Raw genomic sequence first — 25,692 nt, forward strand, 5'->3', positions numbered from 1 at the left:
AAATGACCTGAAAAAATACCTTATCTCAGTAAGCTTAGATAAGGTTTTCTAAGGAATCTTAAGCTCGAAAGCACGTAAGATCTTGCATAACTGAATCATGGGTAGACCCATCAACGTAGTTTGATCATCACCAACCATTTTCTCAAATAAGCTAATCCCTAAGCTTTCACACTTAAAACTGCCTGCGCAATGTAACGGTTGATCAATCTCGATATAACGCTCAATTTCAGCAAGCGTCAATTGGCGAAATTTCACTTGGTAATGCTCAACCAGTGTTGTTTCAAAGCCAGATTGCAAGTGCTGAACACTGAGAGCGGTGCTAAAAAACACGATTTTCCCTGAGTTTTCTTGTAATTGTTGAATAGCATTTTCAACACTTAAAGGCTTACCAATGAAGTCATATGGTGCGTGTTCACGCCAAGCGACTTGATCAGAACCAATGATAATCGCATTGGGATTCTGTTCAGCAATGACACGTGCCTTCTCATAAGCCAGACGTTTAGCCAAATCATCGGCATGTAATTCACCCATTGCAGATTCATCAATATCAGGTGAAATACAACGATAGTCCAATCGTAAACGATCCATCAAGTCTTTACGAGTTTGGCTGCTCGATGCCAAAATCAATTCAAACTGTTTCATTAGATTGCATATTCAACGAGAATATTCAGTGGCACATAATGCAAAACCGCGTTATGGCATGCATTCAACTTAATCGGTGGAGCATGACCTGCTTCGTATGCTTCAACCCAACGTGTGACACAAATACACCAAAAATCACCTGGTTTTAATCCAGGGAAACCCACTTCTGGTAAAGGTGTAATTAAATCATTCCCAACTTTTTGTGAAAAATTTAAAAAATCTGACGTCATTTGCGAGCACATGGTGTGCTGACCTAAGTCCGTGACCGCTGTATGGCAAAAACCATTACGGAAATAGCCCGTGATTGGGTCAAAGCAACAACTAGATAAAGGTTCGCCAAGAACATTTAAACGATTAATTTTTGGATCAGGATGAATAGACATAAGAATACAAAGATTTAATGACGATGATTATGATAATCAAAAGTGAAATTTTAGACAGCTTTTCTGCAAAAAAACTCACCTTTATTTTAGAGAATCATTTAAAATTGTACCGTTTTTAAAATCAACTAGAGAGCCATCCATGAATTTTCAGCGCATGACTGACCTTGATTTAGCAGGTAAACGTGTTCTTATTCGTGAAGACTTAAACGTTCCTGTAAAAAATGGGGAAATTACCAGCGATGCACGTTTACGTGCTGCATTACCAACAATCAAAGCTGCGTTAGATAAAGGCGCTGCGGTAATGGTATTTTCTCATCTTGGTCGTCCTGTAGAGGGTGAGCCAAAGCCAGAGCAATCACTTGCACCAGTTGCAGCTTATTTAAGCACTGCTTTGGGTCAGGATGTTAAATTATTTACTGATTATTTAGATGGCGTTGAGGTTGAAGCGGGTCAAGTGGTATTACTTGAAAATGTACGTTTCAATCATGGCGAAAAGAAAAATAAAGAAGAGCTTGCACAAAAATATGCAGCACTTTGTGATGTATTCGTTATGGATGCATTTGGTACTGCTCACCGTGCAGAAGCGTCAACAGAAGGCGTAGCACGTTTTGCTAAAGTTGCTGCTGCTGGTCCGTTATTAGCCGCTGAATTAGATGCGCTAGGTCGAGCAATGCAAACACCTGAAAAACCAATGGTAGCAATTGTTGCGGGTTCTAAAGTATCAACAAAACTTGATGTATTAAATTCACTTTCTAGCATTTGTGATCAATTGATTGTGGGTGGTGGTATTGCTAATACATTCCTTGCTGCTGCTGGTTTCAATGTTGGTAAATCTCTCTATGAAGCTGATTTAATTGACACTGCAAAACAAATTGCTGCAAAAGTAAGCGTTCCATTACCAACTGATGTCGTTGTTGCTGAGGCAACTCAAATCGACTTCAGTGACTTCTTAGGTTCTTTGGCAAATGCTCAAGCAGTTGTTAAGAAAGTAGAAGATGTTGCAGATACTGACATGATTTTAGATGTTGGTCCTGAAACTGCACAAGCTTTTGCAGAAATCTTAAAAACATCAAAAACGATTCTTTGGAATGGTCCAGTAGGCGTATTTGAAGTTGATCAATTTGGTGAAGGGACTAAGACACTTTCATTGGCAATTGCTGAATCTACTGGTTTTTCAATTGCAGGCGGTGGTGATACATTAGCAGCTATTGATAAATATGAAGTAGCTGATCAAATCGGTTATATCTCAACGGGTGGTGGTGCATTCTTAGAATTTGTAGAGGGGAAAACATTACCTGCGGTGGCTGTGTTACTTGAGCGTGCTTAAGTCAGGTTTAGCTTCCGTTATATAACAAGTGATTAAAAAAAGAGTCGATATCAATCGGCTCTTTTTATTATGTCATTAAAATGTCATATATTTGCAATATAATAGTCATCAACTTAACCAAGTAACTGTGGAAAGCCGTGATGAAAATGAAATTAACCCTTGCCGCTTTAATTATTGCTCCAATCATGTTGACTGCATGTGGAAAGAAAGAAGAAGCAAAAAATGTTGAACAGCAAGAACCAGTAGCTTCAGAAGTATCAGCACCGACTACGCCAGAGCAACAAGCTGCGATCAACGCAATTGATAAGCCAGAATTACAAGATAAGAAAAATACTGAAGCAGTAAGCCCAGCTTCAGAAGAGGCTGCGAGCGAAGCTCACTAAGCTGAATGTAATAAAAAAGCCGATATTAATATCGGCTTTTTTATATTTATGAATTTGCTTTGCAATAGAAAGTAAGCGTTGTTTGATAGTCATCATCTTTGGCTAATGATGCATTTTTACCTGTAATCGTTCCAAGTACACCCGCAGCAGCTTCCACCAATTTGCCTGTTTGTTCATCGACTACACCTTTTAAAACGCCTTGATATGCAGTTTTCTCATCAACCACGACTGGTGATGTATTTCGGGTGCAAGTTTTTTGAGCGGCACTAATGGCATTATTTTTAGCGATCAAATTGGTTTTACCAATTCCCGTCACTTCATATTGATTATTTTCTTTTTGAATCGCTAAGGTGTTGGTCGGTGTTGATGCACAGGCGGTGAGCCCGAGTATCAAGCCACCTAATAAACTCATGATTAACGTTTTTTTCATTGCTTGTTCTCAAGTAGTTACCTCATTGGATTATTTGAACATATTATTTTTAATTGCTTTTACAGGTTATGTACAGTTTGTAGTAGCACTCTGTTAAATTTCTCAAATTGATGATTAAGCAAGGATTAAACGTGGTAGAAATCAGTTAGATTATGCTAATCTAAACAAATCCTTGTGTTAGTTAGATTCATGTCAATGACGGACTCAAATATAGAGACAATTCATCAAAATATTCATCAACGTCAATCTATTGGGCAATTAATTGAGCCAGCACCGAATACAAAACAACTCGAAAAAGCGGTACAAGCAGCATTAACTGCACCTGATCATCATCGTTTAAAACCCACTCGATTTGTGATCATTACACCTGAGCAACGTGCAGCATTTGGTGAGCATTTGGCAAAAGCTTTAGCTGACTTGGGTGAAAGTGATCCTACACAATTAGAAAGAGCCAAACATCATCCATTTCGCGCGCCACTATTGGTTTTAGCACTGACGACAATTCAGGATCATCCGAAAGTCCCGCATTTTGAACAAATTTTAAGTACGGGTGCAGCCATTCAAAACTTTTTATTGTCTTTGCAAGCACAAGGTTTTGCAAGTATGTGGCGTTCTGGAGCCGTGGTAGAATCAAATTGGCTTAAACAACAGTTGGGCTTAAAAGAGCAAGATTTAATTTCAGGTATTATTTATATTGGAACAGCAGCGAAAGCGATTGCTCCTCGTGCAGAAATAGATCCCCAAGAATTTGTAAAAGTGTGGCAAGTAATTTAATAATCTTATTTGTGAATGATTAAAGAAACAAATTGGTTTCAGGATAAAAAATGACAGCGTTAAAATTTAGTGATTTAGTTGAGCCTGTGGCAGTAGATCAAAAAACAGCATTAAGAATTACGGTATTGGGCGGTGGTAGTTTTGGTACAGCAATGGCGAATTTAGCCGTGCGTAATGGCTGCGATACCATGATTTGGATTCGTGATGCGGCTGTAGCAGAAGAAATTAATCAAACACATATTAATAAACGTTATTTACCTGATTATCCATTAGAGCCAGCTTTGCGTGCTGTTGCTGATTTAGAATTAGCAGTAAGAGATCGAGATATTATTTTGGTCGCAATTCCTAGTCACTCATTTCGTGATGTTTTAAAACAAATTGCGCCGTTTATTACAGCCCAAGCAGTAGTTTCATTAACCAAAGGCATTGAAGCAAAAACCTTTAGTTTTATGAGTGAGATTATTCGCGCAGAATTACCAGAAGTCCCTTATGGTGTTTTATCAGGTCCAAATCTAGCAAAAGAAATTATGGCAGGTATGCCATCAGGAACCGTGATTGCAAGTGAATCGGAATTGGTTCGCTATGCGGTACAACATGCTTTGCATAGCGCATTGTTCCGTGTGTTTGGTAGTGATGATGTACACGGTGTGGAACTTGGTGGTGCATTAAAAAATATCTATGCAGTTGCCATGGGAATGGGCGCAGCTTATAACATTGGTGAAAATACCAAGAGTATGATTTTGACCCGTGCTTTGGCTGAGATGAGCCGTTTTGCAGTCAAGCAGGGTGCGAATCCTTTGACTTTCTTAGGGCTTTCTGGTGTAGGTGATTTATTCGCAACTTGTAATAGTCCATTAAGTCGCAACTATCAAATTGGTTTTGCACTCGGTTCAGGCAAAATACTTGATCAAGCAACCAAAGAGTTAGGTCAAACAGCCGAAGGGATTAATACCATTGTCCAAGTACGTGCTAAAGCACAAGAACTGGATGTTTATATGCCGATTACCAATGCTTTATATGAAGTTATTTTTGAAAACGCGCCACCAATGACGATCGCTTTATCATTGATGAAAAATGGTCATCGTAGTGATGTAGAATTTGTTTTACCACATCATGAAGTTTAATCAGAAAACTGTCATCAATCATTGTTAATATATAGGTATAAATAATAAGGTCCTTATATGCAGTTAACTTTAGTACGTCACGGTGAAGCATCTCCAGCAATCAATGGTAATGATACGCAACGCCCATTAACAGTGCGTGGGCATCAACAAGCTGAGCAAACAGGACATTTTTTAAAAGATGTCATTCAGCCTGAAATTTTTATTGTTAGTCCGCTATTACGTGCCCAAGAAACTTTGGCACACATCAAAGCTCATTTTTACGGCATTCCTGTTTTAATTTGCGATAAAATTAAACCTGATGATGATGCTAAAGATGCAATTGAATGGTTATCTAAATTACCCTATGAATCTATTGCTGTGGTCTGTCATATGAATGTTGTGGCACATATTGCAGAGCAATTGACCCATGAGAATTTTAATCCGTTTGCATTAGCAGAAGCACGTATTTATGATCAAGCTGTGATTGCTAATGGTTTATCAACACAAAAGAATCGTTTTATACCAACACTATAATTTATATATCCGCGATAGGATAAGGGTACTGAACACCGATGCTGTATATATGGATGCCCGAAACCAATGGAACATGGTATTGGTCGGCAGGGGAAAATTGGTTGCAGACAAATAGTCTTGAGCAGTTGATTCAGGACTTACAAGTGCATAATGGAAAAGAGGCAGTGGTCTATTTTCCAAGCCGTAATGCGCAAATCTTGCAACAGCCTATGACAAAAATGCACTACAAGCAGTTAGGGCAAGAAGGGCTTAAATACTTATTAGAAGAATATGTGACTTTGCCAATCGATCAAATGAAGGTGGTTCATCATTTTCAAAATGATCAGCTTAGTGTGATGGGCGTGGCTCATTCCACAGTTGAGACATGGCAACATGCGCTTAGTCTTTTGCCAATTCAAATTGCAGCGTTCTTACCTGATTTTCTAATTTTGCCAACGCCAGAAGAAAACCAAGTGGTGATTGCAAACCTCTATGATCACTTATTGGTAAGAGAATCGGAATGGTCTGGTAATTCAGTGGATGACTTGGGATTATTCCTTGAGTTTCAAACACCTGAAACGAATTATAAGCTGGCAAATCTTAGTTCAACTGAATTAGCAACAGTTATGGCTGCTTCAACCCAAGATCAATACACTGAATTTAGTTACCAATTTCAGCCCTTGGCAAAGGCAAAACAGCATCCATTTAATGTTTTGCCAAAATCCAAGAATGCAGAAGTTCAGTGGTCAGGTTATTGGAAAGCTTCAGCATTGGTTTTGGTTGCCGTCATTTTTGTTCAATTGGGTTATGACGCTTTACGTTGGTCTAAACTAAAAAAAGTGGCTGATCAGACATCGGCTCAGGCGATAGATCAATATAAATTGTGGTTTGGTGAAAATAGTCGCGTTACTGAGCAAAACATTAAAAGTCAGTTCGAAAGTCAATTACGAATGAGTCAGCTGGGTGATACACAAGCACTTTCGTTGTTGAGTCGAGTAGGACCGATTTTAATGCAGAAACAGATCATTGCTCAGCAAGTTAATTATGATGCTTCGACTTTAGCAATGTCATTAAAAGCTAAATCTGCAGATGACTTACAAGGATTAACTCAACAATTAAACCAACAAGGTTTCCAAGCTGAATTGGGTAATGTTCAAGCAGATTCGATTGGTGCGATTGGGGTGGTAAAAGTAAAATAATGAAAGCATTAACAAGTCTACAAAATAGTTTCGATCAAAAAATTGAAACCTTAAATCAATATTTACAGAGCTTATCTGTACGTGAACGCGTGATGGTAATTTTCACAACAGTTTTTTTAGTTGTTGTGATTATTGGTTTTGCATTATGGAAAATGCATGCTTTGGCCGAGCAACAGCAAAAACGTTTAAATGAATTAAAAGATTTAATGGTTTGGATGCAAAGTAATGCAGCAACAATGAAACCTGCAAATGATCTGGAGCTATCAGCAGCAGATAAAATTCAACGTACGGCACAACAACAAGGCTTATCGGTTTCTTCACAGCAGAATGGTGAGCAAATTCAAATTGTCGCTGAACATCAAAATTATGCTGTTCTTGCAAACTTCTTAATGCAACTCTCTCAAATGGGCTTAAGTATCCAGAAAATGGACTTGGTTTCAAATAACAACCAAATTAGGTTAACTGCAAACGTGCAATAAATATAAAGGAGCTTGAAGCTCCTTTATATTTATAGATTCATTATAATTAACTCTGAATAACTCTAAATCTAAAATAATTTTTTTAAGATCAGAAAAATACAAACGAACAATGACTTTTTTGGCGTAGCTATGTTTGATGACGTTGGTAAGTGCTTCTTCTGTAATCCGCAATAATGTCAAACATTCCAATGCACTAGGTTGTGAATGCCAGAGTTCTGCAAAATCCCAAACAGAGACTAAGATTAAAAATCTGAATAAAACCAGAAAATTGTTTAATCAAGAAGCACTAAAGCAAAGACTCTACAAAATAAGCCTATGTCAAGCATGGTGTTTTGTTGAGCCTATGCCTATAATACGGCTACTTGAAAAATCAGTAGACTGTGATTGGTATGTTATATTCATTGGCTCGCCCTTTGTTGTTTACTTTGGCACCAGAGCGTGCACATGAACTCACACTTTCTATGCTCGATACAGCGCATAAATTTGGATTGATGCATCAGAAAACTGCACATAAACCAGTGAGCTGTATGGGTATCGAGTTTCCAAACCCTGTTGGTCTTGCTGCTGGTTTAGATAAAAATGGTGCGCACATTGATGCTCTAGCTGCTTTGGGTTTCGGTTTTATTGAAATTGGTACCATTACACCACGTCCACAAGCAGGTAATCCTCAACCACGTTTATTTCGTATTCCAGAAGCGAAAGCAATCATCAATCGCATGGGATTCAATAATGACGGTGTTGATCAACTGATTGAAAATGTTAAAGCTGCTAAGTTTAAAGGCGTTTTAGGAATTAACATTGGTAAAAATGCAGATACTGCCGTTGAAGATGCGGTTTCTGATTATTTGATTTGTTTAGAAAAAGTTTATAATTACGCATCATATATTACAGTTAATATTTCCTCACCGAATACAAAGAATTTACGTAGTTTACAAAGTGGTGATGCACTTACAGAGCTATTACAAACTTTGAAACAACGTCAACTAGAACTTGCTAAAGAAAATAATCATTATGTTCCTTTAGTACTCAAAGTAGCGCCAGATTTAACGCCTGAAGATATTACATTTATCGCTAAACAATTATTGAAATTTAAGATTGATGGCTTAATTGTTACCAATACAACATTAGGGCGAGAAGGCGTTGAAAATTTGCCAAATGGTGATGAGGCAGGTGGTTTGTCGGGCGCACCCGTTTTTGAAAAAAGCACCGAATGTTTACGTCAGTTCGCCGATGTTTTAGATGGAAAAATTCCTTTAATTGGTGTCGGGGGAATTGTTTCAGGTGAGCAGGCCGTAGCAAAACAAGAGGCGGGCGCGAGTCTCGTTCAAGTATACAGTGGCCTTATTTATACAGGCCCAACACTAGTAAAAGATTGTGTTAACGCGATGACTGTGTGACATGAACACACTTGATATCATCATCCTGATCATCTTGCTCATTGGAGGGCTGAACGGTTTGCGTCAAGGATTTATTAAAGCCTTTGCGAACTTGATCGGGTGGATATTCGCATTGGTCATTGGGGCTAAATACGCGGTCATTTGGGCACCTGCGATGAGCAGTCTAAGCCAAGACCCAGTTGTGCAAAAAATTGCTGCTTTTGCTTTTATTGTATTAGCCATCGTGATTTGCACATGGGTGATTACCGCATTCCTCAATGGGCTCTTGAAAAGTTTAAAATTGGGCCCATTAAATCGTCTAGCAGGCGGTGCATTTGGTTCACTAAAAGGTTTATTAATTGTCTTGATTGCGATGCAGGGTGTCGGTCCTTGGGTGAATAGTTCACCACATTGGAAACAATCAAAATTTGTACAGATCTTATTGCCATACGCGCCATTAGCGACCGAAATATCAAAAGATGCTGCAAATGAAGCGATACATCAAATGACATCTGAAGGTGCGTTATTACATCGCCCTTCGACTGAAATGGAGGAGTCAGAACGCGCTTCAGTAGATCAACGTTCTGATCATTCAACGAAAAATCCTTTTTATTAATTGGGGTTAAACCCCGTTCCTAGCTTGTCGCGAGGTTGCTATGTGTGGAGTTGTTGGGATTGCCGGTAAATCGCCAGTAAACCAAATGTTATTTGATGCCTTGACGATGTTACAACATCGAGGACAAGATGCAGCAGGGATTGTAACTTGCCATCAAGGGCGTTTATTCCTCCGCAAAGATAATGGTATGGTGCGTGATGTATTCCATACCCGTCACATGCGTGCTTTGCTTGGTAACTATGGGATAGGACATGTTCGTTATCCAACAGCAGGTTCGTCAAGTAGTGCTGAAGCACAGCCGTTTTATGTAAACTCTCCATATGGTATTACCCTTGCACACAATGGTAACTTGACCAACGCCTCAGAAATTCATGATGATCTGTTTAAAACAGATTTACGTCACATGAATACTGATTCTGATTCTGAAGTTTTACTCAACGTGTTTGCACATGAGTTACAGAAGATCGGTACACTCAACCCAACGCCAGAAAATATCTTCCACACCGTATCTCGTGTTCATGAGCGTTGTAAAGGTGCTTATGGGGTTGTTGCGATGATCACAGGTCATGGGCTTGTTGGTTTTCGTGATCCAAACGGGATTCGTCCTTTGGTTTATGGTTCTCGTGAAACTGAGCAAGGCACTGAATATATTATTGCCTCTGAATCCGTTGCGATTACAGCGCTAGGTTTTAAAGTTGAGCGTGATATTGCACCAGGTGAGGCAATTTTCATTAATTCAAATGGTGAATTGTTTACCAAACAATGTGCAGTAAATCCTGAATATCGTCCATGTATTTTTGAATATGTGTACTTTGCTCGTCCAGATGCAACAATTGATGGCATCTCAGTTTATAAAGCTCGTTTAAAAATGGGTGAAAAGCTTGCGTATAAAATTTTGAAGGAATGGGGTGAAGAGCACGATATTGATGTGGTCATTCCAATTCCAGATACTAGCCGTACTTCAGCATTAGAATTGGCTAATATTTTGGGCGTGAAATTCCGTGAAGGTTTTATGAAAAACCGTTACATCGGACGTACCTTCATTATGCCAGGTCAACAGCAGCGCAAAAAATCAGTTCGTCAAAAGCTAAACCCAGTTGAGCTTGAATTTAAAGATAAAAATGTACTGTTAGTGGATGACTCGATTGTACGTGGTACAACGTGTAATGAGATTATTCAAATGGCACGTGATTCTGGAGCGAAGAAAGTATTCTTTGCTTCGGCTGCACCTATGGTGAAATATCCAAACGTGTATGGTATCGATATGCCAGCAAAATCTGAATTAATTGCTTCAGATCGTACAGTTGAAGAAATTCGTGAGATTATTGGTGCAGATCGTTTAGTTTTCCAAGATTTGGAAGATTTAAAGAACGCAGTGCGGACTAGCAAAGTGCCTGATTTAAGAGAATTCGATTGTTCAGTATTTGACGGGATCTATGTGGCTGGTGGGATTGATAATGACTATCTGATTAATCTCGAGCAGAAACGTAATGATTCAGCAAAGAAGAAAGCAGATGGTTATATTGATGTAAATATCGATGCTTCTTCTGTTGATTTAACAGGTATTAGAGAAGAGTAATCATTTAAATCTATAGAAAAGCGGGAAATTCCCGCTTTTTTATTTTATGATATTTAAGGTTTCGAAGCCTCTAAGATCAACAATGTAATCGGGAAAATTTACATTGAAAGAAATGAGCCATTATTTAATTGAAAATAAAAATATTGCATGGTCGGTAAGTTTTTGCTTGCTCGCTATGTTGTCGACAGTTTTTATTCTCAATTTGATTTTGGGGTTAGTCGTTCATTTCTTTGACTACACTCAAGCCATTTGGTGGCATGTTCTTAGTCCATATTTCATCTTTCTTTTATTCTTCGTTATGGTTTGGTCGGTTGGTGCTGAACTGTATGTCTTACGTGAAGGCGGCCATTCACTTGCAAAACAACTTAAAGCAAGACGCCTTGTTTTTGACGAAAGTACGCCCGAAGAGAGCACAGCATTAAAAGTCGTAGAGCAAGTTGCTCAAAGTTTTGCGATCGATACTCCCGCTGTTTATGTGCTCCCAGATGAAGTTGGTGTGAATGCCTTAACCGCAGGCTTCAGATCTCAAGACATCGTAATTATTTTAACGTGGGGTGCTCTACAAAATTTGGATGAGCTAGAGCTATATGGCTTATTAAGTTATGAATTCAACCAGATTTTATCAGGCGAAGCAGTCGAAAATACCAAATTAAAAATCTTATACAGTGGTTTAACCACCTTTAGTCAATGGGGGAGTAAATTAGCTCAAGCAGGCTACAATCCTTATGCAACTTCTTATCGAAACAAATTCGAAACTATTTTTGTTGCGATTGGTGGAGTGATTTGGCTGATTGGTAGTTTAGGCATCTTAATAACGCGTTTAATTAAATATTTGACCTTAAGTGGGCGAACCTTTCGTAATGACCTGAAAACTATGCGTTTGATGAATAATAATGCCAATATTCAAACCTTGTTACGTATCTATGTCCACCATTCAGGGTCGCAAATTCATAGTGCGTATTCAGAATCGATTTCACATATGTGTTTCGCAAATTCTCTTAGTCCGCAAAGTTGGATGAATATTCATCCAAGTATCAAAGATCGAATTTATGAACTAAATCCTACTTTGTTACAGGATTTGCAATTAGAAAATTTAAAAAAGTTACGCAATCGTCCTTTATTCAGTCTGTTTCGTTCTTTGGAAGAGGAAATGACAGATATGACATTACCTTGGAGTTCTCCACAGCCTTTACCTTTATTACGTTTATCACCGATCAGTTTTGCCTTAAATGATGCAATTAAGCCTTTAAACTCTGAAATGCGGAAGAATAAAAAGCGCCCAGAATTGATACAAAGAGCGATGCAAACGGCGACAGGTTCAAGGGAAGTGATGGTTGCGATTCTAATGATTCGTCAATATCGTGAGTTTATTCCTCAAGAAGCCGCGGTAAGTCATGCAATTGTAGATTCTTTATTGAATTTAGATGGTCGTATTCATGTTCAAATCTTCCATGACGCCTGTAAGAATATTGGGCATATGCCGACAAGTATTGCTCGTCAATTTTTGACTAAATTGGCTTGTATTATTCAAGAAGACGGTGAGGTGGGTCTGCTTGATGCTTTATTGTTGGAGAGAGTAAAGCGTGAACTTAATCTTATGCCTGCACATTTACCAACATCATTTGAAGATGTGAAAGCACAAATTGTGCATTTAATTGATGCTTTATTGCATGTACAACAAATTAATAGTCCAAATCAGCTTGAGGTGCGTGAGCGAATTCTTCAACAGATTTTAGCACCCGAAGAAATGCAGATTTATGCAGATATTTCTGATGAACCACTTGATTTAGCAGAAATTTTAAATGACGTTTCAGGCTTGTTATTACGTGATCGTCTCAATATTTTAGCAATTGCAGAGCGATGTTTATGGAGCGATCGTATCATCACGCAAGATGAATTAGATGTTTTAGAGTTGCTTTATTGGCGTTTAGGATTCGATACACGTGAAGTTGTTGAACAAATGCAAAAGAAAAATAGTTTGATGATTATTTAATAATAAACTCGTATTAGAGCTAGAAAGATCAAGCTTAAAACGTTACGTGACAATCACATAAAATGATTTAATTTCAAGGTAAGCTTGCCCTTTATTTTAATCTTGAACTACGCATTTTTTGAGTAAGTTATGCAACATATTGAAATTTTAAAGGCTTTATTTTTAGGGTTTATTGAGGGTTTGACCGAGTTTTTACCGATTTCAAGTACGGGTCATTTAATTTTATTTGGTCACATGATCGACTTCCATTCCGACGATGGGCGTGTATTTGAAGTTGTCATTCAGCTTGGTGCAATTTTGGCTGTCTGTTGGTTATACCGACAAAAGATTTTTGATTTGGTTAAAGGTTTTTTTAGTGGCGATTCAGAAGCGCGTCATTTTGCTTTTAGCGTTTTAATTGCTTTTTTTCCTGCTGTCGTGATTGGTATTTTTGCAGTCGATTTTATTAAAAGTGTTCTATTTAGTCCACTTGTGGTCGCAATCGCACTGATTGTTGGCGGTCTGATTATTTTCTGGGTTGAATCCAAGAATTTTGATCATAAAACAACTGAAGCGACAAAAATTACTTACAAGCAAGCTTTTTTAGTTGGTTGTGCACAATGTGTTGCGATGATTCCAGGGACTTCTCGTTCTGGTGCTACCATTGTGGGAGGAATGTTCTCAGGTTTGTCTCGTAAAGCGGCAACAGAATTTTCTTTCTTTCTCGCGATGCCAACGATGTTAGGTGCTGCGACATTTGATTTAATTCGTAATGCTGATGTTCTCACACAAGACAATATGCTGAATATTGGTGTTGGTTTTGTGGCTGCGTTTATTTCTGCATTGTTGGTAGTTAGTGCTTTAGTTAAATTTGTTGAACGTCATACTTTGCGTGTATTTGCTTGGTACCGCATTGTTTTGGGTGTAATTTTACTTTTCGTATTCTTATAAATATAAATCAGCCTCTTTTTTTTGATTAGAAAAGAGGCTTTTTTACTAATTTTTGGATCTTATTTTTTTTATATTCACTAGTTATGTATTGGTTAAAACATACTATGACAATAGCAAAACTGAATGCCCGTGATTTGATTGTTGATCTCCTTTTGGGGTTACAAGGACGAGAAATTTCAATCAAGCAGATCATCATTGCAGCTCGACTTTTTGAGATTAGTGAAAATAGCATCAGGGTTGCTGTGACTCGATTATCGAGTGAAGGAGTCATTGAGGCGATTGAGCGCGGCGTCTATCAGTTTACCAATCAGTCACGTGAGTGGGCTGATGTGATGTTAAATCGAAAAAATGGTATTAAACAAACCAAACCATGGAATCAGCAATTTATCGGTGTATTTACAGGGGCTTTGGGAAGAGTCGATCGAACGGCTTTGCATAGAAGAGAACGCGCTTTGAAACATTTGGGATTCAAAGAGTTAGAGCAAGGCATTTATATTCGCCCAGACAATTTAGCAATATCTTTTGAGCAGCTTGTTACTGAACTACATGCTACGGGTCTGGAGCAAACTGCAAAAGTGTGTGCGATCCAGTTTTTCGATGCTCAAACTATAAAAATAATAACTGAACTATGGTCCACCAAGACATTAAATCAAAATTATCAAAAATACGCTCAAATGATTGAACAATGGTTAGAAACAGCGAATGAGTTGGATTTAGATATCGCAACGAAAGAATCTTTATTACTTGGTCGGCAAACAATTTCACAATTAATGAATGATCCATTGTTACCAGAAGATTTTGTTGACGTAAAATTACGCGATCAATTTGCTCAAAGTGTTCAGAGGCTAGATCAAATTGGTTTAGAACTATGGCGAAGATTTTATGAACAGCATGATGAATAGTTAATTTAAAATATTACTAAAAATTTAATTATATTTTGTTGACAGAAATATTACATGTTTTAAAATAAAAATATAAGTTGTGTAGTTTTAAAATTAAAAAAAATATGGGATAAGGATATGAATACGCGTGTTGCTATCAGTGATCTATTCACAAGAGATGAAATCAGTGAGCTAACTAGTAAATCAGATTTACATGGGGGCTGGGCTGTTTTTTCAACTTGGGCTGTGATTGGCGGTACCTTTGCTGCCGTTGCTAGCTTTTGGGACTATGTGCCAGCTTGGGGAAAATTATTATTGTGTATCGTAGCGCTAATCATTCTTGCTGGTAGGCAATTAGCGCTTGCTATTCTTATGCATGATGCTTCGCATCAAAGTTTATTTAAAACTAAGTGGTTGAATGACACATTAACTGATTGGTTATGTGCTCGTCCGATTTGGAATGATTTACATAAATATCGCGCTCATCATATCCGTCATCACAGTAAAACCTCTACTGTTGATGACCCTGATCTAACATTGGTTTCGGGCTTTCCAACTTCCAAAAAATCATTAATGCGCAAATTTATTCGGGATTTATCTGGTTTAACGGGAATTAAATTTGCGATTGGGCGAGTGTTGATGGATATTGAGAAGATGGAATGGACAGTTTCAAATGATCGCCGTTGGATTCCTCAAGATGGACGTCATTGGAGCGATTATGCAAAAACATTTATAAAAAATAGTGGCGGAGCGATAGCCACTAATGCAGCTATTTTCGGAGCATTGTGGGCTTCAGGTCATCCTAAGTTGTATGCATTGTGGATCTTGGCATATCTCACCCCATTTCCTTTGTTTCTCCGTGTCCGTTCAATGGCTGAACATGCAGGAATGCCAACAAGTAATAGTGCTTTAACAAATACTCGTACAACTAAAGCAGGATATTTAGCACGTGCATTAGTCGCGCCAATACATGTTAATTATCATAAAGAACATCATCTTATGGCTGCTGTTCCATATTTCAAATTACCGAAAATGCATCAGATGTTACGTGAGCGCGGACATGTAGAAGAACCGCCAACGTATTGGCAAGTTTTACATGAACTATCTAACCAAGCTGATTAATTCAAGAATAGAGGAATAGATATGCTATTAGCAAAAGAACAGATCATTAGTTTTTTAGCTCAAGAGTTTCCACAAGCACTGGAAAAAACATCAATTGTTGAGATTACCCCAAAAGGTGCAGAGCTATTATATCGTGTCGATCAAAGTGACTTACGCCCCGGACAAACCGTGTCAGGGCCAACATTGATGCTTGTAGCTGATTTTGCATTGTATGTTGCAATTTTAGGTGACTTGGGATTGGTGGCCATGGCAGTCACAACCAATATGACGATTAACTTTTTCCGCAAACCAAACGGAATGCAAAATATTAAAGCTGTTTGTAAATTGATTAAAGTCGGTAAAACCTTGGTGACTGGTGAGGTATGGTTGTATTCAGTTGGAGACGATGAACCTGTTGCTCATGTTATCGGTACATATGCAATTCCAAAGCAATAAAAAATTTTAGAAATAACAACGAATAGAGCAGCAAAACATAACAACAATTCAGTATGAGAATTGGTAAGAACATGCTAAAACTAAGTTTGTTCAAATTTATTTGTTCTTACCATTTTTACTTATATGCCCATAGAACTCGACTTAATACCTCTATCTCAGATTTCGCTTGATCACGAGCAACTTTTAGCGATTAAGCGAAATGATCTATTGCCTTTGATGGATGATCCGCATCGTTTGAATGCCTATGCCGATCATTTAGTTCAAGCTCAAAGTGTTTTACTGAATGGTATTGACCCAAAATTAAATCAACAGTTAAGTGCGGTTATCTCACAGATTATTCAACAGCTGTCACTCTCAAAAAAGTATCTACGTGGTCGTCGATTCAATGCATTGCAAAAATGGCTCGGCATTGATGTGGAGTATGATGCAGGTCAGGTAAAATATTTAAAAGACCTTGATCGCTTAATTGATGAAGCAAATCATTTAAGTCAAAAACTGCAAATAGAAATACAGAAGTCACAATCACGAATACAGCAGGTATTGGGCTTACGAGAACAAATGGCAGCCTATATTGGCGCAGCTCAAGAGTTTTTGAATGAATATCCTGAGTTTAGTCGCCAAAAAACTTTAGATCATTTTCTTGAGCGATTGTCTAAAAAAGTGAATACCTTACAAACTTTACAAACGAGTAATGATATTGCGATCAAACAAATGCAGTTATCTCAGCATTTATCTTTTAGTTTATTAGATCGATTTAAAGAAGCTCAGCAAGTTTTGATTCCAGCATGGCAATATCATTTACAGCAAAGTCGTCACTCAAATTCAAGCATCACTCTTGAAAAATTGGATAAAAGTCGAGAAGATTTGATTCAAAATCTTAAAAAATCATTAGAGAAATAAGAGGGGAAAAGTATGTCTGGTTCAGAATTGACTCAAGCGTCAACTCAAGTCGAATTAAAACAAGAGGAACGCTTTGAACAATTGAATTTAAAAGAGCTAGGATTGCAACCGCATGATTTTGCGGAGGTGATGGATGCACATAAGGAACTCGCTGAGATAAGCACAACTGTTGTAGCTGAATATGGGAAAAATATTGCCAATAAAACATCGACTTATACAGATGAGTTACTTGATCTCGTTCAAAATAAAGATTTAGATGCAACAGGGCAAAAATTAAATCAGGTCGTTCAGGTTGCTCAGCAATTAAATACTTCGAGTATTTTGAATAAGTCTAAAAGTTCAGGATTTTTTGGTGGTTTACTTAGTAAATTTAAAAGTGCAAAGCAAAGTTTTGATCAGCATTTTAATACGACCAAAGAACAGATTGATGCTTTAGTTAAAGAAATTGAGAGTTCACAATCTGGTTTGAAAGCACGTGTTGGAACTCTAGACAAAATGTTTGATGCTGTGCAGGAAGAGTATAAACAATTGGGTGTATATATCGCAGCAGGACAATTGAAGCAACAAGATATTCAACAGCAAATTGTGGCCTTAACTAATCAAGAGCAAGATCAGCAGACCACGCAACAAATTTATGATCTCAATCATTTAGCGAATAATCTTGAAAAAAGGGTGAGTGATTTACAAGTACTGCAACAATCTGCAATGCAAACCCTACCTATGATTCGTATTATTCAATCTAATAATTTGATGTTGGTTGATAAATTCTATGCAATAAAAAATATTACATTGCCAGCTTGGAAGAATCAGATTAGCTTAGCGATTTCATTGCAAGAACAGAAAAATAGTGTGCAATTAGCGAAAGCGATTGATGACACGACCAATGATTTACTTCGTCGAAATGCGGAATTATTGCATCAAAACTCAGTTGATACTGCAAAAGCGAATCAACGTTCAGTGATTGATGTTGAAACACTTGAACATGTTCAAAACACCCTCATTAAAACAGTAAATGATGTAATCCAAATCCAGAAAGAGGGAATGCAAAAAAGAGCTGAAGCAACAACGCGTTTGCGTGCATTGCAAGAAAGTCTTAATCATCTCGTTCTGGAAAATAGTGGGCAAACGCCTAAATCTTAAAATTTATTATGAAAGGAAAGATCATTGTCACCCATAAATGATTTAAGTGTGGAACCTATTGATCAGCGTTTGCAGGTGTTGAAAAAACGCCAACGCAATATAGTCATTGGGCTTGCTGCAAGTATAGTCTTGATGGTTTTAACTATTGCGGCATTCTTTCTACAAAAAGAATTTATTTATCGGTTTTTTGATCTTTCATTGCATGTTCAGAGTTTAGATTTACCATATCAAGTACAAGATTTGGTACCTTTTAAACAACCTGTGGATTATTTTTTCAATCTTCTTTCTTGGTTTGGTTGGCTGTTTCTGAAAGTCCTTGTTTCCTTTGTTGGTGCATTTCTAATTGTGCGTTGGGTGAAGAAATTTAAGTTCTTCCAACAGCGATTTCAAGCTTGGACACAGCGTTTTTTGGCATGGATCATTTCGTTTATATTGCTATGGTCAGGATTAAGCTATATTCAATATGATTGGAAGAACGAAACAGATGAAGCTTATCGGCGTTGGATGAGTTATCAAACAAATATTGTCGAAAGCCAAATTGCTCAAGATTTACAAGATATAAATATCTCTCAAACAGAAAAAGCTTATGTCTTAGCTCAGGTCGCTTTGTTACATGATCCGATTGATCGCAAAACTGCGAATATTTATGTCAATCAATTGATCGAAGCTGAGAAAAAGGTTCCCACTGAATTTAGTAACTATGATTTTAAGCCTGAACAATTGTGGGTGATGCAACAACAGCTGTATGGGAAAAGTATTACTTTGATTACTCAACCGCTAGATATCCAAGCGCAGCAAGCAGAAAAAATTTCAAAGTACGTGAATTTCTTTTTGTTGGTCTTTCTAATTATCAATCTCGCAATGAGTGTGGTTTTGTACATGCTAGCTAAGCATTTTAAAAACCGTCGATATCGAATTACGCAGAAACTTGATCTATAAGTTTGTTATGTTCGGTTTGTTCGATTGATATGATGAAAACAACCTGTTTTACCTATTTAAATAATTTGCGTACTATAGTCCCATTGAAAGAATTTAGCTGATTGAATTGCTGAGAATTTGGAGAAAGACATGTTAGATCAAAATATTAAAACTCAATTAAAAGCTTACTTAGAACGTTTAGAAAGTCCAATCGAGTTGGTGGCTGCTTTAGATGAATCCGATAAAGCTGCAAAAATCAAAGAACTCGTGACCGAAATTGCTGAACTTTCTGATCAAGTTACGGCGCGTTTTGACGGTTCAAACGCTCGCCGTCCTAGTTTCGGTGTGGCTAAAGCAGGTGAACAACCTCGCGTGTTCTTTGCTGGTCTACCAATGGGACATGAGTTCACCTCTTTGATCTTGGCATTGTTACAAGTTTCAGGTTATGCACCGAAGGTGTCGGATGAGGTGTTAAATCAGATTAAAGGTTTGAACTTAAAATCAAACTTTGATGTGTTTGTATCTTTGAGTTGTCACAACTGTCCAGATGTGGTTCAGGCTTTGAACTTAATTGCGATCTATAACCCAGATGCAACTGCGACCATGATTGATGGTGGTTTCTTCCAAGAGGAAGTTGAGGAACGCAAAATCTTGGCAGTCCCAATGTTGTTCCAAGACAATGAACATATTGGTCAGGGTCGTATGACTTTGGAAGAAATCATCGCGAAGTTAGATAGTAACTCAGCGGAAAAAGATGCAGCACTTCTCAATGCGAAAGATGCTTTTGATGTATTGGTGATTGGTGGTGGTCCTGCAGGTGGTACAGCTGCGATCTATGCAGCGCGTAAAGGGATCAAAACTGGGATTGTGGCTGAACGTTTTGGCGGTCAAGTCATGGATACCATGGATATTGAAAACTTTACCACGATCCAAAAAACAGTTGGTCCTAAGTTTGCTCAAGACATGGAAGCGCATGTCCGTGAATACGGCGTGGACATCATGAACTTACAGAGAGTTAGTAAAATCACAGGTGCAGACCAAACAGCCAATGGTTTGGTTGAAGTTGAACTAGAAAATGGTGCTAAGCTTGAGTCTAAGACCATCATTCTTTCAACAGGTGCTCGTTGGAGAGAAATGAATGTTCCAGGTGAAGCTGAATACCGTACACGTGGTGTTGCGTACTGCCCACACTGTGATGGTCCATTGTTCAAAGGTAAACGTGTTGCAGTGATTGGTGGAGGTAACTCGGGTGTAGAAGCTGCGATTGATCTAGCAGGGATTGTTGAGCATGTGACTTTGGTTGAGTTTGATACCAAACTTCGTGCTGACCAAGTCTTACAGGATAAGTTAAATAGCTTACCGAATACCACAGTTATCACCAATGCTTTAAGTACTGAAGTAGTTGGTGATGGTTCACAAGTGACAGCATTGAAGTATAAAGATCGTGCGACTGATGTAGAACACACAGTAGAACTTGCGGGAATCTTTGTACAAATTGGTTTATTGCCAAATACGGATTTCCTAAAGAACAGTGCAGTCGAACTCAGCAATCGTGGTGAGATTGTGATTAATGATCGTAATGAAACCAATGTACAGGGTGTATTTGCTGCAGGTGACTGTACGACAGTACCATACAAGCAAATCATCATCGCAACAGGCGAAGGTGCGAAAGCTGCATTATCTGCCTTTGATTACATGATTCGTTCTACGAATTAATTAGAACTAGTAATAAAAAAGCCCAAAGTTAACTTTGGGCTTTTTGTTTAGTTTTGCGGTTTATATAAACCGTGTTCCACAAGATGTTGTCGTAAAATTCGTCTTAATTCCAAGACTGCTTCGGGAGTTACTTGAATTGAATGACCACCTGTAATAATTTTTTCAGAAACAGCTCCATCTAGGTGAGCACTTTTATACGGAACTATTCCATCTGTCATGATGTTAGGATCTTGGCTCTTTGTGATATTTCCCATGATGGAATGAAACAGTAGACCTTTTTGTGGAGGAATATCAGCCGTTAACTCCATAAATTTGGATTTTTTACTTAGATCACTTGGACCATTCTGAATAACATCATTAGTAAGTGTTTTTACAAAATCTTTTAGCTCAACATCATTACTTGTTAAAGTATCTGCCAGTGTTGTGAGAAATGTGGTCGGTAGTTTAATGATTTTTCGTGCTGCGAGAGTAAACCAACGATCAGCGTAATCTGTACCTTTATGCGGTGCTGCCAGAAAAATCGCACGATCAAAATTAGATATAGGTTGCATTTTTAGTCGCTCACCAATTACGGGATGCTTGCGTAAACGAGTTTGCTGACGACTACTCATCATCACTAATTCTTCTTTTGATATATCAGCATTGCTCACTAAAAGACGACTGATAATACCACCCATACTATGTCCAATAAGAACAGCATCTTTGGCTGCAGCATCTTGCATATTCACCGAGCCAAATGCTTGTTTAAGTAGAGCATATATTTGAAAACGACTTTCTAAGATTGGCATATTGGTTGAATAAAAAACTTGCCAGACTTGATAATGTTCACGAAGTACAGGATCACCCATAATATCGTTTGTTACCGCAATCCATGCTTCAGGACTACTAGCTAAACCATGAACCAATACGATGACTTTTTTATTAGGATTGTAAGGTTCCAGCATATATAAATGCGGCATGGTTAGGTGTTGATCACGATCAATTAAAGTTAAGTAAGCTGCTGCGCCTAAATTATTTTCAGACAACCATAAACCATATGGAGCAGAGAAATTTGCAGCCAATGAATAAGGTTTTCCAGCGATATTAACTTTTTCAACGCTATATGGATCGTAAACTTTAATCTCAAATTCTGGGCTATTTAACACTTCATCGGCTGTTGCTGCGGCGCGTTTAGGTTGAGCAATAATAGTCGCAGCTAAATAACGAGCTTTATGAATATTCGGATTTGTACCTTTAGGATAGTTGTAGTTGAGAGGATCTAAAATATATTTATTCTCAAACTTATTGGTATTGTCTGCAGGGAATACTGCTACAAAATCAGAACCAAAACCATCGCGTCGGTTAATTGCTCTTAATCCTGAGAAGTTCATGTTATAGCTAGAAACAAATTTTTCTAGCTTCATATTCTGTAAACGTTGATAAGCTTGGATATCAATCGTATACGTACTTTTCCCAATTTTAATAGTCGGTGCGAGATCTTTGGATGGATTTCTTAGACTATGAATATTGACCAGTTGAGTTAATGCTTGGTTGTAAAAGTCACGAATTTGTACTTGGCGGTTATCAAAAAGTCGCTCTTGTGGTGCACGACTAGTTTTAAATAGATAAGCATAGCTATAGCGAATACTTTTATCTAAAACTTCTAATTGTTGATCTAAGCACTGCTCATAATTTCTCTGAATATTCTTTTGTTCTTCCTCAGATTTGTGTTTGCTTAGTTTACTTATTTTGCATTCTGATGAGTCCGCTAGAGCTTTGGATTTCGCTAGAAATAATTCACTGCTAGTCGATAAGAGCTGTTCATCTAAGATTTGAGGAATTTTATGTAAATCCGCAATGCACTCATCAGCAGATTGCATGCAATACTTTGCTTCTTTACCTGACATCGATAAAACATTGAGACTTGCTTCGCTGAGTCTTTTTTGAGTCAGGATACTATTTCTCTCATTAGCAATTGTGACATCAATGGCTTGCTGTTTTAAGCTTACAACTTGGCAACCACTCATGATGACTGTACTGAGTAGCGTTATTGCAAATAGGCGATGTGAAGAATTAAATGCACGCATTAGGGTTTCAGTAAATTGAGAGCAGGATTACCGCTATAATACGAAAAAAGGATGCATTTTCAATCAACATAAAAAAATAGACCGTATAAAACGGCCTATTTTTACAAAAAAGAGAGTAATTTAGTTAAGAACTTGCCACATGTTCCAACGTTTTCCTGATTCAACTTCTTGAATCAAACGGTCAACTACTTCTGCTTCGTCAGGATAATTAATTTTGTAATTTTTGAGCGTTTGAAGCGCATTTTTCTTCTGTTCAAGCCATAAGAAATTGTTTGCAGCAGAAAGATATGCCTCTTGCACTCCACCTTTAATCGCTTTATCTAGGTATGGAATTGCTTCACGTTGTCCACCACCTTCTGATAATCCAAAACCGAACCAAAAATTGGTTTCAGGATCGTTAGGGTTAATCGCTAAAATTCGTTGAGCATAAGTTAAAGACTTAGATGTGTAAGCTGTACCCAAGTCAAGGTTGCGAGCCATTACACTGGCTTTAAATGCACGAGTAAGTACATCCAGAGAAGCATTCGGCTTTTCTGCTAAAGCATCAAGTTTCTGCGTAATTTCACGAAGTTTTGCCTCATAACCTTTACGTTCTTGGCGTTCAGTAAAACGTGGTGGGTAGTGACGCGCTTTACCTTCAACCAATTGAAGAAAATCATCAATTTCAGTGACATCTACTTCATTATCGCCAGCAAGCACCGCATATTTCATATTACGTTGCTTCTGATCAATCGTAGGGACGATTAATTTATTCACCTCAAGGGTGGTTGATTTTGATGGGTCACCTTGAAGTGAAACAACCATTTTTGTTACAGGTTGAGCCGATGCATATTTAATTGCAACTTCAAAGCTTGGTGGAGCATCATATTTAACTGGATTTAAAGCGTAAAATGGGGGAGTTGGATCAGGTTCTTTGAATACAAAAGGTTCAGCAGCTTTTTCTTTTTTTACTGGCGTAGTACCACAAGCTGTTAAAAAAGAAGTTGAAAGTACAAGAAGTGCCAAAGGCTTAAAATTCATGCTTTACATCCATTAATTTTAGTGAATTAACTAGGTCGATCGTTGGTTTTACCAGTCTAGGAAAAGCAAAACCAACTTGCAACGAGAAGCTTGTTACATTTTTTATAAATTGGATTAGTTCGAAGAAGTTTTGCTCTGAGCTTCACATTCACGTCTAACTTCTTCAATAATTTTAAGTTCTTCTTTACTAAATGGCTGGGTCTTCTGTTTTTGACCGTTAAATGTTGGGTCTAGTAGCGAGAGGCGCTGGCAAAGGGTATTCATGCGCTTTTCATTTTGCTGCATCCGATCCAGTAAAACACGAATACCTTCTAAAATTGGGTCTGACTGATCCTGAGTGGTGGCATAAGGTTGGAAACCGATGCTTTCAGCATAATCACGGCGGCGTGCTTCATCCTGCTCAATCTGGGTTTTATCCTTGAAAATGTATCGTGCAGGGTTGCCAACGGCGGTTACGCCCTCAGGAACTTCTTTGGTGATGACTGCATTTGAGCCAACTTTTGCACCTTTATGGACGGTAAAGGGACCGAGGATTTTAGCACCTGCACCCACCACCACACCATCTTCAAGCGTGGGGTGGCGCTTGCCTTTATTCCATGTTGTGCCGCCAAGCGTTACTCCATGATAAAGCGTGACATCATCACCAATTTCAGCTGTTTCACCAATCACCACACCCATACCATGATCGATAAAAAAGCGTTTACCAATTTTTGCGCCAGGATGGATTTCAATTCCTGTGGCAAAGCGGCTAAATGAAGAAAGTAAACGTGCTGTACCTTTGTACTCTTTTTTCCAAAGCTCATGTGCCATACGATGCATGATCAAAGCATGAATACCCGGATAGGTGGTTAGAACTTCGAGTGTATTTCGAGCAGCAGGATCACGTGCAAATACAGCCTCGATATCTTCTTTAAGCTGTTTAATCATTGGGCATGATCCTCCGAATTGGTTTGTTTCCATGAGCCTTTGGCTAAAGCCTGTACGCGGCTGAAGATTCCGCGCAATAAATGATATTCCATACGATCTAATTGTATCCTTCCGAACAGTCGACGCAAGCGTAATGGAAGTAAACGAGGATTATTTGGATCTAAAAATTCGATTTCAGTCAGCATTTTTTCTAGATGAGGATAGAATTCTTCCATTTGTTTTTGTGTTACTAATGGCTCATCCCATTCCATGCTCTGTTGTTGTTTAAGTTGCATGTGATCATCTGGAACAACAGTCATTTGTTGCGTATTTTGTTCGAGTGCAGCCATTCTCAACTCATAACAAATGACTTGAATCGCTTGTGCGACATTTAAAACACCATACTCAGGATTAACTGGGATGGTTAAGTGATAATTGGCTAAAGCAAGTTCTTCATTGGTGAGACCACGGTCTTCACGACCAAAAACAATAGCGATATTTTGTTGTTGAGTTGCAGCTTGTAACGCTTCTTTTGCAGCAGGACGTACGTCCAGTAACGGCCATGGAATGGTACGACTACGTGCGCTGGTTCCAAACACGAGATGACAGTCTTGAATAGCTTGTTCTAAAGTATCAACGATCTCAATTTTTTCAATTAAATCCTGTGCACCTGCGGCTAAAGCATCAATATCTGGGTGTGGATAGGTTTTAGGCGCAACTAAAACGAGTTGAGATAAACCCATCGTTTTCATTGCGCGTAAGGCACTACCAATATTGGCTGGTAGGGTGGTATTGACCATCACAATACGCACATGATCCAAGTGTTTGGACACGTTATTTGAGTCAAACAGATTCATATAT

General features: G+C 38.2%; 26 protein-coding genes. 19 read left to right on the top strand and 7 right to left on the bottom strand.

The features are described from left to right. Window positions 1–48: 48 nt before the first annotated feature. The gene (locus M5121_RS01210) at window positions 49–642 is read right to left on the bottom strand and encodes a Maf family protein (RefSeq protein WP_249570039.1); all 594 of its coding nucleotides are present in this window, start codon (window positions 640–642) and stop codon (window positions 49–51) included. Beyond that, a complete protein-coding gene (locus M5121_RS01215) occupies window positions 642–1,025 on the bottom strand; it encodes a DUF2237 family protein (protein WP_249570040.1) in 384 nt (127 codons plus the stop codon). Before M5121_RS01215 ends, M5121_RS01210 begins: the two co-directional genes overlap by 1 nt. Before the next feature lie 139 nt (window positions 1,026–1,164). On the opposite strand from M5121_RS01215, the gene M5121_RS01220 reads away from it, so the two are divergent. Together M5121_RS01220 and M5121_RS01225 are read left to right on the top strand one after the other, a co-directional pair. Further along, on the top strand, window positions 1,165–2,352 hold the full coding sequence (locus M5121_RS01220; RefSeq protein ID WP_249570041.1) for a phosphoglycerate kinase: 1,188 nt from the start codon (window positions 1,165–1,167) through the stop codon (window positions 2,350–2,352). Between the two features lie 140 nt (window positions 2,353–2,492). After that, the gene (locus M5121_RS01225; protein ID WP_249570042.1) at window positions 2,493–2,735 is read left to right on the top strand and encodes a hypothetical protein; all 243 of its coding nucleotides are present in this window, start codon (window positions 2,493–2,495) and stop codon (window positions 2,733–2,735) included. 46 nt (window positions 2,736–2,781) lie between these two features. Here M5121_RS01225 and M5121_RS01230 read toward each other — a convergent pair whose 3' ends face one another. Continuing rightward, on the bottom strand, window positions 2,782–3,165 hold the full coding sequence (locus M5121_RS01230; protein ID WP_249570043.1) for a hypothetical protein: 384 nt from the start codon (window positions 3,163–3,165) through the stop codon (window positions 2,782–2,784). Between the two features lie 195 nt (window positions 3,166–3,360). Between M5121_RS01230 and M5121_RS01235 the strand changes: the two genes are divergently transcribed. From M5121_RS01235 to ahpF, 17 genes are all read left to right on the top strand, one after another. Next, the gene (locus tag M5121_RS01235; RefSeq protein ID WP_249570044.1) at window positions 3,361–3,939 is read left to right on the top strand and encodes a nitroreductase family protein; all 579 of its coding nucleotides are present in this window, start codon (window positions 3,361–3,363) and stop codon (window positions 3,937–3,939) included. 50 nt (window positions 3,940–3,989) lie between these two features. Further along, complete coding sequence (locus M5121_RS01240) at window positions 3,990–5,063, top strand: NAD(P)H-dependent glycerol-3-phosphate dehydrogenase (protein WP_249570045.1); 1,074 nt, start codon at window positions 3,990–3,992, stop codon at window positions 5,061–5,063. A 57-nt stretch (window positions 5,064–5,120) separates the two neighbouring features. Beyond that, window positions 5,121–5,576: a SixA phosphatase family protein gene (locus M5121_RS01245; protein WP_087536875.1), complete on the top strand. Its 456-nt coding sequence runs from the start codon at window positions 5,121–5,123 to the stop codon at window positions 5,574–5,576. A 38-nt stretch (window positions 5,577–5,614) separates the two neighbouring features. Further along, complete coding sequence (gene gspL / locus M5121_RS01250; RefSeq protein ID WP_087544382.1) at window positions 5,615–6,754, top strand: type II secretion system protein GspL; 1,140 nt, start codon at window positions 5,615–5,617, stop codon at window positions 6,752–6,754. Beyond that, window positions 6,754–7,233 (top strand): type II secretion system protein M, encoded by a 480-nt coding sequence (locus M5121_RS01255; protein WP_249570046.1) that lies wholly within the window; start codon window positions 6,754–6,756, stop codon window positions 7,231–7,233. The genes gspL and M5121_RS01255 overlap by 1 nt, the downstream gene beginning before the upstream one ends. A gap of 389 nt (window positions 7,234–7,622) precedes the next feature. Further along, on the top strand, window positions 7,623–8,630 hold the full coding sequence (locus M5121_RS01260; protein ID WP_249570047.1) for a quinone-dependent dihydroorotate dehydrogenase: 1,008 nt from the start codon (window positions 7,623–7,625) through the stop codon (window positions 8,628–8,630). Window position 8,631: 1 nt separating this feature from the next. Continuing rightward, a complete protein-coding gene (locus tag M5121_RS01265) occupies window positions 8,632–9,225 on the top strand; it encodes a CvpA family protein (RefSeq protein WP_005215519.1) in 594 nt (197 codons plus the stop codon). Between the two features lie 40 nt (window positions 9,226–9,265). Further along, entirely contained in the window at window positions 9,266–10,804 is a 1,539-nt protein-coding gene (gene purF / locus M5121_RS01270; RefSeq protein ID WP_249570048.1) for an amidophosphoribosyltransferase, read from the top strand. 103 nt (window positions 10,805–10,907) lie between these two features. Then, on the top strand, window positions 10,908–12,797 hold the full coding sequence (locus tag M5121_RS01275; RefSeq protein ID WP_171066556.1) for a M48 family metalloprotease: 1,890 nt from the start codon (window positions 10,908–10,910) through the stop codon (window positions 12,795–12,797). A gap of 129 nt (window positions 12,798–12,926) precedes the next feature. Then, complete coding sequence (locus tag M5121_RS01280; protein ID WP_249570049.1) at window positions 12,927–13,727, top strand: undecaprenyl-diphosphate phosphatase; 801 nt, start codon at window positions 12,927–12,929, stop codon at window positions 13,725–13,727. A 104-nt stretch (window positions 13,728–13,831) separates the two neighbouring features. After that, complete coding sequence (locus tag M5121_RS01285) at window positions 13,832–14,629, top strand: PaaX family transcriptional regulator C-terminal domain-containing protein (protein ID WP_005402428.1); 798 nt, start codon at window positions 13,832–13,834, stop codon at window positions 14,627–14,629. A 117-nt stretch (window positions 14,630–14,746) separates the two neighbouring features. Next, window positions 14,747–15,730, top strand: a complete 984-nt coding sequence (locus M5121_RS01290; protein ID WP_042893046.1) for a fatty acid desaturase family protein — start codon at window positions 14,747–14,749, stop codon at window positions 15,728–15,730. 21 nt (window positions 15,731–15,751) lie between these two features. Continuing rightward, window positions 15,752–16,165 carry a PaaI family thioesterase gene (locus tag M5121_RS01295; protein ID WP_004911902.1) on the top strand — a complete coding sequence of 138 codons (414 nt, stop codon included), beginning with the start codon at window positions 15,752–15,754 and terminating at the stop codon, window positions 16,163–16,165. A gap of 123 nt (window positions 16,166–16,288) precedes the next feature. Next, entirely contained in the window at window positions 16,289–17,065 is a 777-nt protein-coding gene (locus M5121_RS01300) for a hypothetical protein (protein WP_004962657.1), read from the top strand. A 12-nt stretch (window positions 17,066–17,077) separates the two neighbouring features. Further along, window positions 17,078–18,205, top strand: a complete 1,128-nt coding sequence (locus tag M5121_RS01305) for a toxic anion resistance protein (RefSeq protein WP_249570050.1) — start codon at window positions 17,078–17,080, stop codon at window positions 18,203–18,205. A 24-nt stretch (window positions 18,206–18,229) separates the two neighbouring features. Next, window positions 18,230–19,144: a hypothetical protein gene (locus tag M5121_RS01310; protein WP_249570051.1), complete on the top strand. Its 915-nt coding sequence runs from the start codon at window positions 18,230–18,232 to the stop codon at window positions 19,142–19,144. Window positions 19,145–19,273: 129 nt separating this feature from the next. Further along, window positions 19,274–20,839, top strand: coding sequence for an alkyl hydroperoxide reductase subunit F (gene ahpF, locus M5121_RS01315; protein ID WP_249570052.1), 1,566 nt, complete (start codon window positions 19,274–19,276; stop codon window positions 20,837–20,839). A gap of 47 nt (window positions 20,840–20,886) precedes the next feature. Here the strand turns inward: ahpF and M5121_RS01320 are convergent, their stop codons facing one another. The 4 genes from M5121_RS01320 to M5121_RS01335 form a co-directional block, all read right to left on the bottom strand. Continuing rightward, window positions 20,887–22,905 carry a lipase family alpha/beta hydrolase gene (locus tag M5121_RS01320; protein ID WP_249570053.1) on the bottom strand — a complete coding sequence of 673 codons (2,019 nt, stop codon included), beginning with the start codon at window positions 22,903–22,905 and terminating at the stop codon, window positions 20,887–20,889. Between the two features lie 120 nt (window positions 22,906–23,025). Then, the gene (locus M5121_RS01325; protein ID WP_249570054.1) at window positions 23,026–23,925 is read right to left on the bottom strand and encodes an ABUW_2363 family tetratricopeptide repeat lipoprotein; all 900 of its coding nucleotides are present in this window, start codon (window positions 23,923–23,925) and stop codon (window positions 23,026–23,028) included. A 114-nt stretch (window positions 23,926–24,039) separates the two neighbouring features. Further along, on the bottom strand, window positions 24,040–24,954 hold the full coding sequence (cysE, locus tag M5121_RS01330; protein ID WP_349628948.1) for a serine O-acetyltransferase: 915 nt from the start codon (window positions 24,952–24,954) through the stop codon (window positions 24,040–24,042). Beyond that, a complete protein-coding gene (locus tag M5121_RS01335; RefSeq protein ID WP_005160643.1) occupies window positions 24,849–25,688 on the bottom strand; it encodes an RNA methyltransferase in 840 nt (279 codons plus the stop codon). Before M5121_RS01335 ends, cysE begins: the two co-directional genes overlap by 106 nt. Window positions 25,689–25,692: the final 4 nt, after the last annotated feature.

The organism is Acinetobacter sp. ANC5681, from assembly GCF_023488045.1.
Classification (GTDB): domain Bacteria; phylum Pseudomonadota; class Gammaproteobacteria; order Pseudomonadales; family Moraxellaceae; genus Acinetobacter.

Coding starts and splice junctions, on each gene's coding strand:
- M5121_RS01265 (WP_005215519.1), top strand. CDS start 8,632: ATGAACACACTTGATATCATCATCCTGATCATCTTGCTCATTGGAGGG.
- M5121_RS01305 (WP_249570050.1), top strand. CDS start 17,078: ATGTCTGGTTCAGAATTGACTCAAGCGTCAACTCAAGTCGAATTAAAA.
- M5121_RS01245 (WP_087536875.1), top strand. CDS start 5,121: ATGCAGTTAACTTTAGTACGTCACGGTGAAGCATCTCCAGCAATCAAT.
- M5121_RS01320 (WP_249570053.1), bottom strand. CDS start 22,905: ATGCGTGCATTTAATTCTTCACATCGCCTATTTGCAATAACGCTACTC.
- M5121_RS01335 (WP_005160643.1), bottom strand. CDS start 25,688: ATGAATCTGTTTGACTCAAATAACGTGTCCAAACACTTGGATCATGTG.
- gspL (WP_087544382.1), top strand. CDS start 5,615: ATGCTGTATATATGGATGCCCGAAACCAATGGAACATGGTATTGGTCG.
- M5121_RS01230 (WP_249570043.1), bottom strand. CDS start 3,165: ATGAAAAAAACGTTAATCATGAGTTTATTAGGTGGCTTGATACTCGGG.
- ahpF (WP_249570052.1), top strand. CDS start 19,274: ATGTTAGATCAAAATATTAAAACTCAATTAAAAGCTTACTTAGAACGT.
- purF (WP_249570048.1), top strand. CDS start 9,266: ATGTGTGGAGTTGTTGGGATTGCCGGTAAATCGCCAGTAAACCAAATG.
- M5121_RS01295 (WP_004911902.1), top strand. CDS start 15,752: ATGCTATTAGCAAAAGAACAGATCATTAGTTTTTTAGCTCAAGAGTTT.
- M5121_RS01255 (WP_249570046.1), top strand. CDS start 6,754: ATGAAAGCATTAACAAGTCTACAAAATAGTTTCGATCAAAAAATTGAA.
- M5121_RS01225 (WP_249570042.1), top strand. CDS start 2,493: ATGAAAATGAAATTAACCCTTGCCGCTTTAATTATTGCTCCAATCATG.
- M5121_RS01235 (WP_249570044.1), top strand. CDS start 3,361: ATGACGGACTCAAATATAGAGACAATTCATCAAAATATTCATCAACGT.
- M5121_RS01215 (WP_249570040.1), bottom strand. CDS start 1,025: ATGTCTATTCATCCTGATCCAAAAATTAATCGTTTAAATGTTCTTGGC.
- M5121_RS01260 (WP_249570047.1), top strand. CDS start 7,623: ATGTTATATTCATTGGCTCGCCCTTTGTTGTTTACTTTGGCACCAGAG.
- M5121_RS01290 (WP_042893046.1), top strand. CDS start 14,747: ATGAATACGCGTGTTGCTATCAGTGATCTATTCACAAGAGATGAAATC.
- M5121_RS01300 (WP_004962657.1), top strand. CDS start 16,289: ATGCCCATAGAACTCGACTTAATACCTCTATCTCAGATTTCGCTTGAT.
- M5121_RS01240 (WP_249570045.1), top strand. CDS start 3,990: ATGACAGCGTTAAAATTTAGTGATTTAGTTGAGCCTGTGGCAGTAGAT.
- M5121_RS01325 (WP_249570054.1), bottom strand. CDS start 23,925: ATGAATTTTAAGCCTTTGGCACTTCTTGTACTTTCAACTTCTTTTTTA.
- M5121_RS01220 (WP_249570041.1), top strand. CDS start 1,165: ATGAATTTTCAGCGCATGACTGACCTTGATTTAGCAGGTAAACGTGTT.
- M5121_RS01280 (WP_249570049.1), top strand. CDS start 12,927: ATGCAACATATTGAAATTTTAAAGGCTTTATTTTTAGGGTTTATTGAG.
- M5121_RS01285 (WP_005402428.1), top strand. CDS start 13,832: ATGACAATAGCAAAACTGAATGCCCGTGATTTGATTGTTGATCTCCTT.
- M5121_RS01210 (WP_249570039.1), bottom strand. CDS start 642: ATGAAACAGTTTGAATTGATTTTGGCATCGAGCAGCCAAACTCGTAAA.